Origin of the sequence: Pandoraea sp. NPDC090278, from assembly GCF_044772185.1 — a bacterium.
GTDB lineage: Bacteria > Pseudomonadota > Gammaproteobacteria > Burkholderiales > Burkholderiaceae > Pandoraea.
This window is the reverse complement of the sequence record NZ_JBIVYJ010000003.1, coordinates 390,977-408,302: the sequence shown is the minus strand read 5'-3', so window position 1 is coordinate 408,302 and position 17,326 is coordinate 390,977. Positions and strand designations below refer to the sequence as shown.

Here is a 17,326-nt window from a genome sequence, read left to right as displayed (position 1 = left end):
AGGATGCTGAACATGCATAAGATGCAGAAGTTGCGGAAGGAGATACCGTCAGAAATGCCCAAGCCGAGTCCTATCGATCTCGAAGCACCGAACGCAGTCCCGACGCCGTCACCACTTCGACGGATCGCTAAGGGCGCGTCACTCGCGGAACAGGCGTACGTCGAGATCAAGCGGCGCATTCTTTCGCTGGAGTTCGGTCCAGGCCAGTTTTTTAACGAACTGATGATTTGCGAGCTGATCGGCTTCAGCCGCTCTCCCGTGCATCACGCGATCCAGCGGTTGAAGCTTGAGGGACTGATCGACATAATCCCGCGCAAGGGGCTTCAGATTCGTCGCGAGTCGATGGACGAGATACTGGATTTGCTCGAAGCGAGATGGGCGGTGGAAGCCAATGTTGCGGCCTTGGCTGCGCAGCGACGCACAGAGGCGCAGTTGAGCCGGATGCGGGAGCTAATAGAAGCGTCGCGAGACTTGAGTCGAGCGGATGACCGCGACCGGTTCATGCAGATCGATCACGATTTCCACGCGATCATTGCCGAAGCGGCCGGGAACAGCGCGTTGACGGAAATCATGCGTTCGTTGCACGAGCGATCGGCGCGGCTTTGGAAGCTTCGCTTGCTCGCCCCGGGCGATCTCACGCACACACAGGACGAACACACGGCAGTGCTCGAAGCCATTGCGGCTGGCGACGCTCAGGCGGCTGCGAGCGCAATGGGGGCTCACCTGGCGTCGCTTCGTCGTCGGCGCGTCGCCCCTACGTCGTTTAGCGAACCGCTGCCGTTGCATCCGATTGCGGATTAACGTGATGCGTCACCAAAAGAAAAAAGGGGTTAGCCGAAGCTAACCCCTTATTCCTTCTGTCCTGCTGGTCGGAGCGATAGGATTCGAACCTACGACCCTCTGATCCCAAATCAGATGCGCTACCAGGCTGCGCTACGCTCCGACGAAAGAGGACGCATATTAGAGGATTCCTTGCGCCACGTCAAATCTCCGCGCAGACTTTCGGCGTCTTCTGGGCATTTTCCCGATATCGGCTGCACAATCATTACGCAATCATCGCGCCGATGACAGTCACGCGGCCGCCACGAAAACCCGCCATAGTGGGAGGTTCACCATGTCAGAACCCGTGTCGATGAACCTGATTCTCTGGCGTCACGCCGACGCCGAAAACCTGCCCGCCTCCCTCGCGCTCAGCGCTCAAGCCGATCTCGCCCGCGAACTCACCGACCGGGGTCGCAAACAGGCCGAAAAGGCCGCCCAGTGGCTCCGCCCCCGCCTGCCCGACGACGCCCTTATCCTCACCAGCCCGGCCGTACGCGCCGTCCAGACCGCTCAGGCACTCTCGCCCACCCCGCGCATCGTGCGCGACCTCGCGCCCGGCGCAAACGCCGTCACGCTGCTCGGCGCCATCGACTGGCCCGGCACCGCGCAGACCATCGTGCTCGTCGGCCATCAACCCGCCCTCGGCCAGCTCGCCGCACTCCTGCTGAGCGGCCAGGAAGCCTACTGGACCATCAAGAAAGGCGGCATCTGGTGGCTCGCCTCCCGTCGTCGTGAAGACGAGAGCCAGGTTGTTGTCCGTGCTGTGGTCAATCCCGACCTCATCTGACGCTTGATTTGACATTTATCGACGGGCGACGAAATCGCCCTCTCTTGTCCCTCAATGCCCGGAAATGCCCGTGAATCGGACGATGTAAGGCGTCGGTTAGGGAACCTGACTCATGACAACGGACGTTTTGTCATAGAATTGTCGCCTACCGTTCACGGAATCGACATTGATGCTTTTTAAAGTACGTCGCAACGCGACCGTCACAAAAAGGGCTTTTATGCGCGACCTGCCGAACCCCACTATGCCGCTCTCTTCGCTGACCCCTACGTCGCGGAGGCGTCTTCCTCGCCCTGAAACGCCTGTCAAACCGAATCTGGCTGTGGCGTGGGCACGCGACGAAAGCGAGCTTCGTGAAGCGCAGCACCTGAGATATCAGGTCTTCGCCGAAGAAATGGGCGCGTCGGTCAAGGGTCCCGCAGGCCTCGACGTCGACGAATACGACCAATATTGCGACCACCTGATCGTGCGCGATCAGGATTCGCTCAAGGTCGTCGGCACCTATCGCGTATTGCCCCCCTCGCAAGCCAAACGCCTCGGCCGTCTGTACTCCGAAGGAGAGTTCGATCTCTCCCGCCTGGATCACCTGCGCCCGAAGATGCTCGAAACCGGCCGCTCGTGCGTGCACAAGGACTACCGCAACGGTGCCGTCATCATGGCGCTGTGGAGCGGTCTGGCCGAGTACATGCTGCGCAACGGCCTCGAGACGATGCTCGGCTGCGCCAGCGTGCCGATGGCCGACGGCGGTCACTATGCCGCCAGCCTCTATCGCAAGCTGCAAGACACCTCGATGGCCCCGGCCGAGTACCACGCCGTACCCCGTATCGCCCTGCCGGTGGACGAGCTGCAATCGACCCTCGACGTCGAGCCGCCCGCCCTCGTCAAAGGCTACCTGCGCCTCGGCGCCCGCATCTGCGGCGCACCGGCCTGGGATCCTGACTTCAACACCGCAGACTTTCTCACGCTGTTCCGCCTGTCCGACATGAACCCGCGTTACGCGCGTCACTTCCTCGGACCGGAACTCGTCAGCAAACTCCAACAAGCCTGACCGGCAACGATCTCCCCCCCACTGAAATCTCCCGTCTCGGGATGACAACGTTCTGGTAGCAGTTCTCCGGCGTCGGTTAGCAAGACAAACACCGATGCCGCCAGAACGACAAGCGCGCAGCTCATCGCTGCGCGTTTTTCATTTCAGACGTCGAAAGTGCTATCCCGACGGACCTATCGTCAGAAGTCCATCGACGCCGACAACATGAACGTGCGAGGTGCACCCAACGCCAGCGTCGTGAAGTACGGCTTCGCCCAATAGGCTTTGTTGGTCACGTTGGTCACGGCAGCACGCACGGTCACCGCCCGGCCTGTGACCTTCGTGGCGTAACGCGCCCCCACGTCGAACACCGTACGCCCCGGAATCGACAGCGAGTTGTCCGAGCTGATGTACTGCTTGGACGCCGTCGTCGCATTGCCCGTGAGCGTGAAGCCCGGCCCCCACGGGATATCCCACTCCGCGCCGAGCTTGCCCTGCCACTTCGGCAACCCCGTAGCCTGCTTGCCCTGATCGCTCGCGACCGCCGCCTTCGTCACTTCGGCATCCGAATAGGCCACACCGCCCATCAGACGAACGCCGTTAATCGGCGAGCCGAAGAATCCCCATTCCACACCACGGTTGCGCTGCTCGCCACCGAACGAGAAGACGTTGGTGACGGGATCGGTATAGCTGTTCGGACGCGTAATCTCGTAGACGCTGACCGTGTGGGTAAAGTCGCCGAGATCGAGTTTCACGCCCGCCTCCTTCTGCTTGGTCTTGTACGGCGCAAAGACCTCGCCAGCGTTCGTTGCCGTGTTCGGCGCCATCGCGCCCTGACTCAACCCTTCGATGTAGTTGGCGTAGAGCGAGACCTGCTGCGTCGCTCTGACCAGAATCGCGACGGCAGGCGACGTAGCACTCTCGTCGTAACGCGAACCGATGCGTGCCCCGGTCATGCTGTTGAAGCTGTCGTTGACCACGCTCTGACGTCGCACACCGAGCGTCAGTTGAACGCGCCCCTTCGCGAACGACAACGTGTCGGCCAGCCCGAAGCTACTCAGTCGCGTCTGCGTGTTGCTGATCGCCGGGATGTTGGCGGGACGCCCCGGGTCCGGTCCCCAGACCGGGTTGTAGATGTTCGTGATCCAGTCGCGCGACAGCGTATTCCGGAAGCCGTTGAGGTCGTAGTCCTCGTTGTAGTAAGTCGCATTGACCGAGAACTGGTGATCGATGAACCCGGTCGTTGCGCGCCCGGTCACCCCGGCCTCTACCGACTTGCGCAGCACCCGATCCGATACCCCGCTGAAGTTGATACGGAAGTCCCCGGCCTGATTGAAGATCTGCCCCGGCCCCATGTTGGAATCGAATTCCGTCTTGCTGATCCCCGCCGTGGCATAAGCCATCAGCTTGTCGGTCACATCGAACTCGCCACGCACCATCGCGCCTTTGTCGCTGCTGTTGTAGTACGCCCACGGCGGGTTCCACGAGATGTCCGGCTTCGGCGGCGCGGGCACCGCCACGCCCGGCGCGAGCGTCATGCCCCGCGTCAGCCCGTTCGCGTGGTCCTTGCTCTGGTACAGATCGGCGGACAAGCGCACTCGCGAGCCGCGCCAATCCAGCCCGAGCGCCGCCAGCCCCACCTCTTTGTCCTGCTGTTTCACCGACGTCTCACCGTCGCGATAAACGCCATTGAAGCGGATGCCGAACTGCTGGTTCTCGCCAAACCGACGACCCAGATCGATATGCCCGCCGAATTGCGAGTTGGACATGTACGTCGCCGTCAGCCGCGCGAGCGGGTCGCTGCCTGCGCGTTTGGTCACGAGGTTGATCGCACCGCCCGCCGATCCCTTCGGCGGCATGCCGTTAAGCAACGCCGACGGTCCCTTGAGCACTTCCACGCGCTCGAACATCTCCGGCGAGTTGCGGTAGTAGGCGGCCATGCCCGCCAGACCGTTGATCGTCACGTCACCCACATTGGATGGCAATCCGCGAATCGAATAGCTCTCGTTGCTCTCCCCCGGAATCCCGCTGGTGAAGACCGACGGGTCCGTTTTCGAGATCACTTCGCTGATGTCCTTGGCCTGAAGGTCTTCGATGTACTTCTCCGTATAGGAGATGGTGGAGAACGGCGTCTCCATGAAGTCCTTCTCGCCGAGGAACCCGACACGCGAGCCTGTCGCCACCTGATCGCCCGCATAGGGGGCCAGAATCGCGTCAGCCTTGACGTTCACCGCCGGGAGGGCGACTTCTTGCCCATGCGTGGACGTGGATGGCTTAGGCGCCTCGGACGACACCTCTTCACGCGTGCGCACCTCGGCCTCGACCGCCTGCGCCATCACGGGCAGCGCTGTGACGTCTAGCACGCCGAACACCAGCCCGAGCCATAGCGCACGACGCGCCGAGCGCGGCCCACGGCGCGACGCCGCGGCAAGCGTCGATGATGGCGTAGACGAAGACGCGGACGAAACCGCTGAGCGCCGCTCAAAACGCGCGGCAAGTGGGTCGGCACGACGCTGGGTCATGTAATGCTCCTTTCGGTAGACGGCTGGACGCAGAGGCACCCCCGTGCCCCTGCACCAAGACAAGAAACGAAGAAATAAAAAGAATGAGAATCATTCATGAACGAATGCCCGACGAGCGCGCACGGCGCCTCGAACCGTTCAGTTCCGATAGCCCTTGAGGATGTCGTCGATGACGAGCGAGATCGAACTCACGCTCGCGGCGGTCGTGTACCAGGCATCCGGGTCGGCGAAGATCACGCGCGCGTGCTTCCACGCGTTCGTCTGCTTCAGCAGAGGGTTAGCGAGGGTGTCCGCGTTGAGCACCGGCCGACGCTCCATCACGGCCGTGCGATCGACCACATAGATGATGTCGGGGTTGGCTTGCTGGATGAATTCGCTGGAAATCGGCTGACCGTGGAGGCCGGTCTCGTCCGTCGCGGTCGCGGGCTTCACGCCGAGATCGCGGAACACGAATCCGTAACGCGACTGCACGCCGAAGACGCTGAACGCGCCGTTGTTATGCAACACGATCAATGCCCGCTCGGGGCGGTTCTGCGTCACCTGTCGGAGCGCATCGACTTTCGCGTCCAGCTCGTCGGCCTTGCGACGTGCGAGGTCTTCCTTCTCGAAAATCCGTCCGAGCGTGATGAGATGCTCCTTGATTACCTCGATGTGTTCGACGTGACTATCCCGGTAGTCGACGTCGAAATGAATCGTCGGCGCGATCTCGCTCAGTTCCTTGTAATGACTCGCATGCAGCGGCGTGATGAGGATCAGGTCCGGCTTAGCGGCATGCACCTGCTCAAGGTTCGGCTGGACGATGGCCCCCGTGTCCAGCACCTGTGGATCGTCCTTGTAACGTGACAGAAAGCGCGGGACGAAGTCCTTCGGCATACCGGCGACAGGCACGTCCAGTTGATCGAGGAAGTCGACCTCGTTCATGTCGAGCGCCACCACGCGCTGCGGGCGCTTCTCGATCACGGTCGTCCCCAGCTTGTGATGCACCGTCACCGGCGTGTAGGCCTGCTGCGCAGCCTGCGATGCTGCGGCAGACCCGTCTGCGGCCGCCGTCGATCCGCCCGCCTTTTCCCCGCATCCCTGCACCGCGATGGTCGCGGCGAACAACAAAGCGAGCGCGCTTGCCCGGCGCTTTCGATTGGCCATCATTCCAGTTCTCCCGATGGATTGAAGTAGTTGCACATGTATCCCCGTGTTCCGCGTGTGATTTCGAAGTCCAGTCCGTACAGCGCTCGCAACCGGTCCTCGGTCACAATCTCTGCCACAGGCCCGGCGCAATGCACCGCGCCCCCTTTCATCGCGACGATGTGGTCGGAGTAGTTGGCCGCGAAGTTGATGTCGTGCACGACCAGAATCACGGTGCGTCCCTTCTCGTCGCACAGACGACGCAACGCGCGCATGATCTGCACGGCGTGCCGGATGTCGAGGTTGTTCAGCGGTTCGTCGAGCAACAGACACGGGGTCTGCTGCGCAATCGTCATCGCCAGAAATGCCATCTGACGCTGCCCGCCGCTGAGTTCGTCGAGATAAGCGCTGCGAATCGGCGCGAGCGTGAGAAACGCGATGGCGTCGTCGATGGCTCGATGATCCTCGTCCGTCAGCACGCCCCGGCTGTAGGGGAAACGGCCGAAGGCGACCAGTTCATCCACCGTCAGACGCAAATTGAAGTCCGGCGACTGGCGCAGCGTCGCGACTCGTTTGGCGTAATCGCCGATGCGAATGTCGGACGTCTTCACGCCATCGATCAGAATGTCGCCCCGCGTGGGCGACAACAGCCGTGCGATGGTCATGAGCAACGTGGTCTTGCCCGCCCCGTTGGGGCCGATGAGCGACGTCACTTGCCCTGCGGGAAACTGCACGCTGACATCGGACAGCACGGTGCGCTCGCCGTAGGTTTTCGAGAGGTTGTCGACGGTAATCATGCGTTGCCTCGTGCGCGCACCATCAGCATGAGGAACCAGACGCCGCAGACGAGGTTGACCAGAATGCCGACGGTGGTTCGGTAGTTAAAGACGTGCTCGACCGCGAGTTGCGCCAGCAAAAAGAGGCCGATGGCGACGACACACCCCATCGGCAGCGTGACGCGGTGCCTGAACGTGCCCGTGAGCGCATAAGCGATGTTGGCGACGAAGATGCCCATGAAGGCGGTCGGCCCGAGCAACGCGGTCGACACGGCCACCAGCACGGCGACGAGCGCGAGATGAACCCGCACGGTGCGCTCGTAGTCGACGCCGAGGGACACCGCCTGCTCTCGGCCAAGCGAGAGGACGTCGAGTGTCGGCACGGCCTTGAGACCCGCAAGACAGACAACCACCACGAGTACTGTCGACACGATCAGTTGCCCGAACGCCGCCTTGCCGAACGACGCCTGACTCAGGCCCAGCAGCACCGAGAACTCGCCCGGGCTGACCTTGAGCTGCACAAACTGAGTGAACGTGCCGATCACCATCGTCAGGACTAGCCCCAACAGCAGCAGGAAGTACACGTTGCTTCTGCCGTCGCGACTGTCGCCACCCTTGCGGAACAACCAGCGATGCACCGCCCACGAGTAGCCGAGCATCAACACCACCGACAGCAGGAAGTTGCCGTTCGCGCCCAGCACGACAAGGCTCTTCGTGCCCATCGCCAGAATCAACAGCGATTGCAGGAGCAGATAGACGGCCTCGTATCCCATGATCGCGGGCGTCAGAATCCGGTTGCCGGTGAGCGTCTGAAAGACGATGGACGACCACGCGACGCAGACACCGCCGATCAGCATCGCCACCAGACGGCCGAAGCGTTTAGGCACCACGTAATCGAAGTCGAAGCCGGAGCGATAGAACAGGAACGTCAGCGCCAACGCCGTCACCCCGATCCAGACTGCATGCCGGATTGCCATGCGCTTCATCGCTGCCTCCTGACGATCAGCATCAGGAACAGCACGCCACCCACGCAGCCCGCGCTCAGTCCTACCGGGACTTCGAACGGGTAGATCAGCACACGTCCGAGAATGTCGCAGGCAAGCAGCAACGTCGCGCCACCCAGCGCGACCACCGGCAGCGTGCGGCCAAGGTGATCGCCGTAATACAGCGCGACGAGATTGGGAACGACCAGCCCCACGAAAGGAATCGCGCCCACGGTAATCGTCGTGGCCGACACCGTCACTGCGACGAGAACTAGCCCGAGCGTCACCGTAGCGCGGTAGTTCAGCCCGAGGCTCATCGCCATCCCCTCGCCCATGCCCAGCACGGTGAAGCGATGGGCGTACAGATAGGTCAGCACGACGATCGGCAGGATCAGATAGACGATCTCGTAGTGCCCCTGAACGATCTTGGAGAAGTCACCGAGCAGCCAGCCCTGCATGCTTTGCAGGATGTTGTGGCGATAGGCGTAGAACTCGGCGACAGCGCTCAGCACGCCGCCGTACATCAGACCGATCACCGGCACCAGCATCGCGCTCTTGAACGGAATGCGTCGCACGATGGCGACGAAGACGAGACTCGACGCCAGACAGAACACCATCGCGAACAGCATGCGACTGAGCGTGCCCGCAGCAGGCACGGCCGTCATCGCGACGAGAATGCCCAGCTTGGCGGCGTCAAGCCCGCCCGTGGTGGCTGGCTCGACGAACCGGTTGCGCACGATGTGCTGAAGAATCACGCCACACACCGCCAGCCCGGCCCCGGTAAGCACCAGCGCCGCCAGTCTCGGCAGACGGCTCGCCGTCAGCGTCAGCCAGGCGTCGCCGGATAGCCCGAGCACGTCCGACCACGCCACTTGCTGCGCGCCGACGAACAGCGAAGCAACACACAGCGCGGCGAACACGCCGAAAAGTCCCGCATGCATCCCACGCATCGTCAGTGCACTCCACCCGATGCGCCGGACGCCTTCTGCCCCATTCTCCAGCCCTTGGCCACACGGCGCTGATTCAGGAATGCGGCGTAGCGGCCGTCACGCGCGAGCAACTGCGCCGGGGTGCCCGCCTCGACAATCTCGCCTGCCTCCAGCACGACGATCTTGTCAGCCATCGCAACCGTCGACAGCTGATGCGCAATCACCACCAGCGTGCAGCGTCCGCGCAGACGCGCCAGCGCCTCGGCGATCACGGTCTGGTTTTCCGCGTCGAGTGCGGCTGTGGCTTCGTCCACCAGCAGGATCGGCGCATCCTTGATCAGCGCACGCGCGATGGCGATACGCTGACGCTCGCCGCCCGACAGCCGCGCCCCGCCCTCGCCAACCGGCGCGTTCAGCCCTTGCGGCAGGCGTTCGACGATCTCCATGACACCGGCCTCACGCGCGGCGTCCATCACCTCGGCATCGCTGGCCTCCGGCTTACCAATGCGGATGTTCTCGGCGATGCTGCCTGCAAAGAGATAGGTCTCCTGGAAGATCTGACTGATCTGTCCCGCCAGTTGTGCGCCGGACATCTGCCGCACGTCCACGCCACCGATCTGCACGCTGCCGTGCGACACGTCGAAGAAGCGCGCAACCAGCCGCGTCAACGTGCTTTTGCCGGAGCCGGACTCACCGATCAGTGCCGTCATGCTGCCCGGTTCGATGCGCAATGTGACGCCGCGCAGCACATCGGACTCGTCCGGCGCGTAGCGGAAACGCACCTCGTGCAGATCGATGGCGCTATCGCGCGGCGCTTGCAATGCCTGTGACGCTGCGGGAACGGGCAACGGTTCGACGGCGAAGAGCTTACGGATGGCGTCGAGCTGACCGCGAGCGCTGCTCAGCACTTCGCTGTAACCCGCCACTTCCAGCAGTGAATCAATGAAGCGGCTGACCAGCAGCAACGAGACGATGAGCGCGATGACTGCAACCGTCTGCACGCCGCCTTGCAGCGCGTCGTTCGCCCAAAGCGCCGCCGCGATCAGCATGGCAGCAAACACCGCGTGGACGGCCCACGCGTTAAGCACCGCCGCGCTCGTCGACAACCAGATCAACTTCGACGCCGATTGACGTTGCTGCTCCAGCGATTGCTCCAGCAGACGCATCGCGCCACCCCTGCCGTTGAAGGCGCGCAGCACCGACTGTGCCTGTGCGAACTCGACCACGCGCTGACTTGCGTCGGCAAAGCGCTGTTGGAAAGCCTCGTCCGCAGCACGCGAGAGTTTGGCGGAAAGGGCAAGCACTCCGGCCAGCAACGGCAGCGAAACCAGTGCAATCAGCCCGAGTGGCCAGTGCAGCGCGAACAGCGCCACGATGAGCACCAGCGGCGTGACCACGCCCGCGATGACCGGGGTGAACACATGCGCTGGCAACTGCGCGACGGACATCATGCCCTGCGTGACGATGTGACTCAGACGCGCCGTATGCGCCGCCGTAAACCATCCGACGGGCAAGCCCGCCACGTGGTCGCCAAGCCGGTGACGCGCGCCCTGCAAGATCGCAACGCCCACGCGAACGCCCGCGCGCTCCACGTACCTGCGCAAGATCCAGCAGACGACGAGTCCGATCAGCAGTGCCGCGAGCCACGGGGCGACTAATTGCACTTCACCGAGCAACAAGTGAGTGAGGACGGGGACGAGTGTGGTGATCGTCAGGCCGCATAGCACGCCATAGACGACGGTCATCCGCACATAGCGACGCAAGAGGCCGACATCATCCCCCAGCAACTGGACAAAGGTCTTCAGCATGTTCAGCACGATGCGACCTCCGAAACATCCGCCCCGGGAAGCGCTTCGTAACCGCCCTTCTCCCACAATCGCGCGTAACTGCCGCGACGCGCCAGCAGTTGCGCATGCGTGCCCTGCTCCGTGATCACGCCGCCTTCGAGCACGACGATGCGATCGGCGTGCATCACCGTATCGAGCCGGTGAGCGATGACCATCACCGTGCGTCCCTTCACCATGCGCGACAGTGCGCTCTGGATCCCGATTTCGTGCCCCGCGTCGACCGCCGCCGTGGCTTCGTCGAGCACCAGTACGGGAGCGTCGAGCAGCACGGCGCGCGCGATGCTCACCCGCTGCGCTTCGCCGCCCGAGAGTTGCGCATCGACGCCTACGACCGAATCGTAGCCACGTGGCAGCGTCAGAATGCGCTCGTGGATGCTGGCGGCCCGCGCGGCATCCTCGATCTCCTGACGGCTCGCGGACGGTCGGCCCAGCGCGATGTTCTCGCTCACGCTCGCCCGAATCAGGCGGACGTCCTGCAACACGAAACCGATGCTGCGATAGAGATGAGACGTCGGGATCTGGCGCAGATCGACACCGCCGAGCGTCACGCGTCCCTGAGACGGATCGAAGAAGCGCAGCAACGTGCGGGCGAGCGTCGATTTGCCCGATCCGGAGGGGCCGACGACTGCCGTGACCGTACCGGGAGCCAGCGTCAGATCGATGTTCGACAGCGCTTCATATCCATCGCCATAGGCATAGCCGACGTTCTCGAAGCGCACTTCGTGATGTCCGGGAAATTGCGGTTGTCCGGCGTACGGTTCCAGCACAGGCGTTTTCAGCAACGCCGATACGCGCTGCGCCGCGCCCGTGGCACTGCCCAGATCGTGCAACAGCGTGTGCAACAGCAGCAGCGGCGCGCAGATGCCCGGCGCAACCAGCGCGAACGGCAACACCTCCACCGGCGTCATCCAGCCGACGCTCACGAACAACGCACCGAAGGCCAGCACCACGCCAAGCACCGTTACCGGCGCAATCATCGCGTGCGCGTGGGACATGGCTGAAACGAGCGGGCGGGTGAAGCGCACGAACGCCTCGGCGAAACCGTCGACGGCGTCGCGATAACTGTCGTGCGCCCGACCCGACGTCCCGAACGCCTTGAGGATGGGAATGCCGTTCACGAACTCGACGGTGGCGCTATTGATGCGTCCAAGCCGCGTCACGAAATCCTGCATGTTCGCGCCGCCCGCCTTCATGGCGTGGCGCAGGAACACGAAAAACCCGGGGAATGGCAGCAGCGCGACGATGGCCATGCGCCAGTCCATCGCGAACAGGTAGACAACCGAAATCAGAATCGCGCCCGCAGCGCGGCCGACCGACGGGTAGAAGTGCGCGCTCAGGCTGTGCAGTGTGGCGACGTCGTCTTGCATCGCCTGCTTGACCTCGCCCGCCGCACGGTCAGTGAACCAGCCCAGCGGCACCTGAGACAGCCGCTGTGCGGCCGACATGCGCAGGTCCAGCGTGAGACGGTTGTCAGCCAGATGCGCGGTCAGCTCACCCGCCGAGATCAATGCCATACCGACGAACACGCTCGCGAGGCTGACGACTACCGTCCACGCGATGTCAGTGCGCATCGTCGCGGTCGAGGACATCGAACCGCCTGCTCGCCCCACGGCGTCGAGCACGATCCCGGCAATATGCGCAATCCCGGCCAGCGGCACCAGCGTCAGCATGCTGCCAAGCGCCGCCAGCATGGCAGCGGCGATCAGGCGACCGCGAATCGGGGCCAACACCTGACGAAGCGGACCTGGCGCTTTCGCTTCCTCTACCGCCTTGTTAGTAGTACTCATCAAAGAAGACATCCGAATACGCAAAAGGGCCGATGCATCGGGTCGTCGACCCTCGCTTGCCCGTCCTGCCATGCCACACGCCACCCCGCTCGTCGCACTTTTCTAAATGCAGACGAGAATTAATTGCATCACTATAAACTAAATCGGGAATTAGTTGCACCCCCTAAACTAAAACATGGGAACGGGGTAAAGTGACGGCTAGCCGCCGCCATATCCCCTGGAGCAGACATGAAATCGCCAGCGCAGCCCGCCACGCGGGGACGTCCCCGCACCATCACCCGAGAGCGGATTGCCGACGCCGGTATTGAAATCGGATTGCCGAACATTACGTTCGTCGGGGTGGCGACGGCGCTCGGCGTCAGCCATATGGCGCTTTACAAGCACGTGCCGAGTCTGAGCGAGCTCAAGCGGATGGTCGCGGCGGAAATCTTCAGCCGGTGGCAGATTCCGCAGTCTTCCGGTGGACCACGGGAAGGACTGAAGGAATACCTCGTCGTGTTTGCGACGTCGGTGCGCGACTTCGTGAAAGCGCATCCCGGCGTGACGCCCTACGTCATTCGCCGACTGGCTGCGACGGAGCCGATGATCGCGAAGATCGTCGGGCACCAGCGACACATCGCCGAGGCTTACGGCATTTCAACGGAACAGGCGAGATGGTTGCTGGCGACCGTGGCGTTTCACTGCATGGCGGTCGCCGATACGGTGTACTCGGTCGCCGGGCAAGAGCCGGTGGTCGGTGCCGAGCGAGCGGCAGAAGAGGCGGAAATGGAGATAGAACTGGACCAGGGCATCCAGGCGCTGATCGTCGGCGTGCTGGCCATGATGGACGACGGGACGCACCTTTGCGCGGCAGCGCCCCCGTCCGCTTGACCGCTCAGGCGTAGACCACCTTGTAACGCATCCCGATCTTCTCCCACTCCTGCGCTTCGCGTTGCAGGCTGTAATCGGTCAGCGGATTGGACTCGATCCACGCGCGCGGCACAGAAACCTGGAAACCGTCGTCGAGACGCTCGACATCGATACTCTCCGGCAGCGCATCGGTACGGCGGCGACAGAACAGCACCGCGAGACGCAGGCAGAACAGCAACTGCCAGTCGACCTGCTGCGCCTGCGAGGCCAGCTTGCCCAGCTTGCCGACGTGCCCCAGCAGCAGCTCGGCGAGCCGCGCCTGATCCGGGCGGGAGAAGCCGGGCATGTCGGCGTTGCTGCCGATGTAGGCCGAATGCTTGTGATAGGCGCTGTGCGAGATCGACAGCCCCATCTCGTGCAGCGACGACGCCCAGTTGAGCAGCGCTTCGCCTTCCTCCCGGCCTTCGTCCTGCGCATCATCGGACGCGTCGTCATCGACGACATCGAAATCGACCGGCAACTGACGATACAGCGACACGGCCAGACGCCCCACCCGCTCCGCCTGCGCACGGTCCACGCCGTAACGGCGCACGAACTGCTCGACGGTCACGGCGCGCATGTCCTGATGCTGCGTACGGCCCAGCAAGTCGTACATCACGCCCAGACGCAGCGCGGCGTCCGTCGTCTCCATATGGTCGACTTCGAGTTCGTTGAAAACGGACAGCATGATGGACAGGCCGCCCGGCAGCACCGGAATGCGATCCTGCTTGAGGCCCGCCAGCTTGAGACGGTTGGCGTTCTCGGCCTTGATCAGCGCGCGTTTGAGCCGTTCGAGACCGCCCCGCGTGAGGCCATGCACACCGCCGTCGTTAAAGCCATTGGCTTCGAGCAACTCGGCCAGCGCCCGCGCCGTGCCCGACGATCCGATGGCCTGCGACCAGCCAGCTTCGCGGAAAGCCGACGAAATGATCTGGATTTCGCGACGAGCGGCCAGTTCGGCCTGCTTCATCGCATACTCGTCGACGTTGCCGCTGGGGAAGAACTGACGGCTGTGGCTCACACAACCGATATAGAGACTCTCCATAATCAGCGGCTCGTAATCCTGGCCGATGATGAATTCGGTCGAGCCACCGCCAATATCCACCACGAGACGATTGCCCGGGCACGTCGGCACCGAGTGCGCCGCGCCCGCGTAGATCAGACGCGCTTCTTCGCGTCCGGCAATCACTTCGATGGGGAATCCGAGCGCGCGCTGCGCTTCGCCCAGAAAGTCCTGCGCGTTCTTGGCGACGCGCAACGTGTTGGTGGCAACCGCACGCACCTGATCGGGATGAAAACCCCGCAGGCGCTCGCCAAAGCGCTTGAGCACGTCCCAGCCGCGTTGCTGCGACGGGTGATCGAGATACTTTTCAGCGTTCAGGCCAGCGGCGAGTCGCACCGGCTCGCGCAGCGCATCGACCTGATAGATCTGGGTGCCGGCGGAAGTCTCCTCCACGCGGCCGATGATCAGGCGAAAACTGTTCGAGCCGAGATCGACGGCCGCTAACAAGGGCGATGGGGTACTCATGTGGGGGTGCGCCTGAGCGAAGGATGTCGTAATGTTCGATGCTTAACTTTAAAAGCATGACGAGCACTCGACAAAAAAATGACGAATAAGTTACAAATCGAATATGACACGTCGTTGACAAATGTGAATGTCATATAACTGTAACAATACGGATGAAGAATTCACGCCAATCCCATGTCTTTCGCACGTTCAATATGAATTACCCGCTGCTCAACCGAGAGCTGGGCATTCTCGCGTTCAACGAACGCGTGCTTGCCCAGGCGGCCGATCCGGCCACGCCACTGCTCGAGCGCCTGCGCTTTGTCTGTATCGTGAGTAGCAATCTGGATGAATTCTTCGAAATCCGCGTCGCCGGACTGAAGGAGCAGATGCGCGAGAATCCGGGCATGCTCACGCCGGACGGCATGACGTTTCAGCAAGTTTACACGCAAGTCTGCGCCCGGGCACAGGCACTCGTCGAAAAGCAGTACGCCATGTTCGACAGCATCCTGCCCCTGCTCGAAGCCGAAGGCGTCGCGTTCCACCCGTCCGGCCAGTGGAACGATGCGCAGGTCGAATGGGCCCGCGACTACTTCATGCGTGAACTCGTGCCGGTGCTCACGCCCATCGGACTGGACCCGGCCCACCCGTTCCCGCGTGTACTGAATAAGAGCCTGAACTTCGCCGTCGAACTCGAAGGCAAGGACGCCTTCGGTCGCGACGCCGAGCTCGCCATCGTCCAGGCCCCGCGCGCCTTGCCGCGTCTCGTGCCGATGCCGCCCGCGCTCGCTCCGCTGCCCAACAGCTTCGTGCTGCTCAGCTCGCTCATGCTGCGCTTCGCCAGCGAACTGTTCCCGGGCCTTACCGCCAAAGGCTGCCACCAGTTCCGGGTCACGCGTAACAGCGACCTGTTCGTCGACGAAGACGAAATTACCAACCTGCGCACCGCGCTTCAGGGCGAACTCCCGGCCCGTCACCTCGGCGACGCCGTTCGCCTTGAAGTCGACGCTGGCGCCCCTGCCCGCCTCGTGCGCCGTCTTCAGACGGAATGCGGGCTGGCCGATTCGGATTGCTACCGCGTGAAGGGCCCCGTCAATCTCGTGCGGCTGATGCCGCTACCCGAGATGGTCGACCGCCCGGATCTGAAGTTCGTGCCGTTCGTGCCTGCCCTGCCCAAGCGCATGAGCAGCTCGCCCGCCATGTTCGATCTCATCGATCAGGGCGATCTGCTGCTGCATCATCCGTACGACAGCTTCCAGCCCGTGCTCGAACTGCTGCTGCAAGCCGCACGCGATCCCGACGTGGTCGCCATCAAGCAGACGATCTATCGCACCGGCAACGAATCGTCGCTGATGGACGCGCTCATGGAAGCGGCCCGCAACGGCAAGGAAGTGACGGTCGTCGTGGAACTGCTGGCGCGCTTCGACGAAGAGACGAACATCAACTGGGCCGCACGGCTCGAAGCGGTGGGCGCGCACGTCGTCTACGGCGTGGTCGGCCACAAGTGCCACGCGAAGATGCTGCTCGTGGTGCGTCGCACGCGTCAGGGCAAGAAGACGTTCCTCAAGCGCTACGTCCACCTCGGGACCGGCAACTATCACCCGCGTACCGCGCGTCTGTACACGGACTTCGGTCTGATGACGGCTGACGAAGCGCTGTGCGCCGACGTGCACGTCGTCTTCCAGCAACTGACCGGCATCGGCCGTCAAACGCAGCTGAACGGACTCTGGCAATCACCGTTCACCATGCACACGCATTTGCTCGAAGCGATCCGTCGCGAGACGGAAGCAGCCGCTGCAGGCAAGAAGGCACGCATCATCGCGAAGATGAACGCGTTGCTGGAACCGACCATCATCGCCGAGCTTTACAAGGCGTCTCGTGCAGGCGTGAAGATCGATCTGATCGTGCGTGGTGTGTGTTCGCTGCGCGCCGGTGTGAAGGGGTTGTCCGAGAACATCACCGTACGCTCGATTGTCGGACGCTTCCTCGAACACCATCGCATCTATTACTTCTATGCGAACGGCGACGAACACGTCATGCTGTCCAGCGCCGACTGGATGGAGCGCAACTTCTTCCGTCGCGTGGAAGTAGCGTTCCCGGTGCGCGACAAGCGCCTGAAGGCCCGCGTAATTCGCGAGGGGCTGATGGTGCATCTTCGCGACAACGTACTGTCGTGGCTGATGCGTCCGGACGGCAGCTACCTGCGCCGCCGTGCGGGCAAGACGCCGTACAACAGCCAGATGGTGCTGATGCAGGAGATCGCACAGCACGTGCAGACGGGTAACTAAGCCGACGGGCTTTGCGCTCGCCATTGAAAAAGGGGCTGACAAAG

The 17,326-nt window shown here is 62.9% G+C and carries 13 protein-coding genes and 1 tRNA gene; 5 read left to right on the top strand and 9 right to left on the bottom strand.

Going from position 1 to position 17,326, the window contains the following annotated elements; translation table 11 throughout:
• Positions 1 to 54: 54 nt before the first annotated feature.
• Positions 55 to 801: a GntR family transcriptional regulator gene (locus ACIQWO_RS14115; RefSeq protein WP_402824794.1), complete on the top strand. Its 747-nt coding sequence runs from the start codon at positions 55 to 57 to the stop codon at positions 799 to 801.
• Between the two features lie 65 nt (positions 802 to 866).
• On the opposite strand, the gene ACIQWO_RS14110 is transcribed toward ACIQWO_RS14115, so the two are convergent.
• Positions 867 to 943 (bottom strand) — tRNA-Pro (locus tag ACIQWO_RS14110).
• Between the two features lie 189 nt (positions 944 to 1,132).
• On the opposite strand from ACIQWO_RS14110, the gene ACIQWO_RS14105 reads away from it, so the two are divergent.
• Both ACIQWO_RS14105 and ACIQWO_RS14100 read left to right on the top strand, forming a co-directional pair.
• The gene (locus tag ACIQWO_RS14105) at positions 1,133 to 1,609 is read left to right on the top strand and encodes a histidine phosphatase family protein (RefSeq protein ID WP_039402684.1); all 477 of its coding nucleotides are present in this window, start codon (positions 1,133 to 1,135) and stop codon (positions 1,607 to 1,609) included.
• A 217-nt stretch (positions 1,610 to 1,826) separates the two neighbouring features.
• Positions 1,827 to 2,654 (top strand): GNAT family N-acetyltransferase, encoded by an 828-nt coding sequence (locus tag ACIQWO_RS14100; protein WP_402824791.1) that lies wholly within the window; start codon positions 1,827 to 1,829, stop codon positions 2,652 to 2,654.
• Positions 2,655 to 2,833: 179 nt separating this feature from the next.
• Here the strand turns inward: ACIQWO_RS14100 and ACIQWO_RS14095 are convergent, their stop codons facing one another.
• From ACIQWO_RS14095 to ACIQWO_RS14065, 7 genes are all read right to left on the bottom strand, one after another.
• Complete coding sequence (locus ACIQWO_RS14095) at positions 2,834 to 5,155, bottom strand: TonB-dependent receptor (RefSeq protein ID WP_402824788.1); 2,322 nt, start codon at positions 5,153 to 5,155, stop codon at positions 2,834 to 2,836.
• 138 nt (positions 5,156 to 5,293) lie between these two features.
• Positions 5,294 to 6,301 (bottom strand): siderophore ABC transporter substrate-binding protein, encoded by a 1,008-nt coding sequence (locus ACIQWO_RS14090; RefSeq protein WP_402824785.1) that lies wholly within the window; start codon positions 6,299 to 6,301, stop codon positions 5,294 to 5,296.
• Positions 6,298 to 7,074 carry an ABC transporter ATP-binding protein gene (locus tag ACIQWO_RS14085; RefSeq protein WP_402824782.1) on the bottom strand — a complete coding sequence of 259 codons (777 nt, stop codon included), beginning with the start codon at positions 7,072 to 7,074 and terminating at the stop codon, positions 6,298 to 6,300. Before ACIQWO_RS14085 ends, ACIQWO_RS14090 begins: the two co-directional genes overlap by 4 nt.
• Positions 7,071 to 8,039 carry an iron chelate uptake ABC transporter family permease subunit gene (locus ACIQWO_RS14080; protein WP_402824779.1) on the bottom strand — a complete coding sequence of 323 codons (969 nt, stop codon included), beginning with the start codon at positions 8,037 to 8,039 and terminating at the stop codon, positions 7,071 to 7,073. Before ACIQWO_RS14080 ends, ACIQWO_RS14085 begins: the two co-directional genes overlap by 4 nt.
• Positions 8,036 to 8,977 carry an ABC transporter permease gene (locus tag ACIQWO_RS14075; protein ID WP_402824776.1) on the bottom strand — a complete coding sequence of 314 codons (942 nt, stop codon included), beginning with the start codon at positions 8,975 to 8,977 and terminating at the stop codon, positions 8,036 to 8,038. Before ACIQWO_RS14075 ends, ACIQWO_RS14080 begins: the two co-directional genes overlap by 4 nt.
• 11 nt (positions 8,978 to 8,988) lie before the next feature.
• A complete protein-coding gene (locus ACIQWO_RS14070) occupies positions 8,989 to 10,773 on the bottom strand; it encodes an ABC transporter ATP-binding protein (RefSeq protein ID WP_402825384.1) in 1,785 nt (594 codons plus the stop codon).
• A gap of 2 nt (positions 10,774 to 10,775) precedes the next feature.
• A complete protein-coding gene (locus ACIQWO_RS14065) occupies positions 10,776 to 12,599 on the bottom strand; it encodes an ABC transporter ATP-binding protein (protein WP_402824773.1) in 1,824 nt (607 codons plus the stop codon).
• A 228-nt stretch (positions 12,600 to 12,827) separates the two neighbouring features.
• On the opposite strand from ACIQWO_RS14065, the gene ACIQWO_RS14060 reads away from it, so the two are divergent.
• On the top strand, positions 12,828 to 13,469 hold the full coding sequence (locus ACIQWO_RS14060) for a TetR/AcrR family transcriptional regulator (RefSeq protein WP_402824770.1): 642 nt from the start codon (positions 12,828 to 12,830) through the stop codon (positions 13,467 to 13,469).
• Between the two features lie 4 nt (positions 13,470 to 13,473).
• Here the strand turns inward: ACIQWO_RS14060 and ppx are convergent, their stop codons facing one another.
• On the bottom strand, positions 13,474 to 15,015 hold the full coding sequence (gene ppx, locus ACIQWO_RS14055; protein WP_402824767.1) for an exopolyphosphatase: 1,542 nt from the start codon (positions 15,013 to 15,015) through the stop codon (positions 13,474 to 13,476).
• A 152-nt stretch (positions 15,016 to 15,167) separates the two neighbouring features.
• Here ppx and ppk1 point away from each other — a divergent pair, with 152 nt between their 5' ends.
• Positions 15,168 to 17,282, top strand: a complete 2,115-nt coding sequence (gene ppk1 / locus ACIQWO_RS14050) for a polyphosphate kinase 1 (RefSeq protein WP_402824764.1) — start codon at positions 15,168 to 15,170, stop codon at positions 17,280 to 17,282.
• Positions 17,283 to 17,326: the final 44 nt, after the last annotated feature.